Below are 961 nucleotides of genomic sequence, written 5' to 3' on the forward strand. Positions count from 1 at the left end.
TTATAATCAATGAAGTTTTGGTTTGCTAGATAGTGTTGCCTTAACCAACTCCACACTTGCTCTATAGGGTTAAGCTCTGGTGAGTATGGCGGCAATTTGATAATACTGACATTATCAAATGGGTTAGCAATATCATCGGTATGCCATCCTGCGCCATCCATTATTACCACTGAATGACGGTCTTTTTCTGTGACTTTAGATATCTGCTCTAGATGGTTTATCATGATGTCTTTGTTAACCCAAGGGACGACCATTGCCTCACCAATCCCTCTCGATGGGCACACTGAGCCAAACAAATAAGCGTATTCAAATTGCTGCTGTTTTACTACGCGAGGTCTCGTTCCACGAGTAGCCCAAAGACGTGTTGTTGTGTTCTGCTGACCAAACCTAGCTTCGTCTTGAAACCAGACATCAACACTCTCTAGCCCAATATGGCCGGGGATCTTAAGGATCGTTTCGATTTGGAATTTTTTTAAAATCGTCTTGTATTTGCTGTGATTGTTTAGGGTGTTTGGAACGAGAAGTTATCCAAGAAAAACCCATGTGGTCGAGGAGATAATAGATGGAATTAGGGTGGTAGTGCTTGTCAAAGTGTTTAACGATGTAGTCATGTATATCGCTTCCAACAAGGCGGCCACCAGAAGGTGATTCAGCTTCTTTTTTTATGAAGGCACTGAGTTGAGCCCGCTGCTCATCGGTGAGGTATGCAGGCCTACCAGTCCGAGGTTTTTCTTGAAGTCCTTCTAGGCCTTCTTCAAAAAAAATCCGAACCCATTTATTGACACTGGTTCGACTGACTTTGAGAGATTTTGCAATTTGTGTACGAGAGAGGCCGTCTTTAAAGTGTGCGAGCGCAAGTAAACGCATCTTCATCTGAATGGTTTTTTGCTGGCTCGCAAGCTTTTTGAAGTCAGTGTTATTAAGGCTATCCATGGCTAAATTTCACAATAATTCATCAATC

Annotated in this window: 2 protein-coding genes; both read right to left on the reverse strand. The window is 42.6% G+C overall.

Annotation, left to right across the window (positions count from 1 at the left end):
• Positions 1–479 (reverse strand): IS630 family transposase (locus tag AB4161_RS22325; protein ID WP_171733700.1); only part of this gene is annotated, 479 nt, incomplete at its 3' end.
• Complete coding sequence (locus AB4161_RS22330) at positions 445–933, reverse strand: helix-turn-helix domain-containing protein (RefSeq protein ID WP_017059446.1); 489 nt, start codon at positions 931–933, stop codon at positions 445–447. The genes AB4161_RS22330 and AB4161_RS22325, both read right to left, overlap by 35 nt.
• Positions 934–961: the final 28 nt, after the last annotated feature.

Origin of the sequence: Vibrio sp. 10N.286.51.E5 (genome assembly GCF_041469125.1) — a bacterium.
Classification (GTDB): Bacteria; Pseudomonadota; Gammaproteobacteria; order Enterobacterales; family Vibrionaceae; genus Vibrio; species Vibrio crassostreae_C.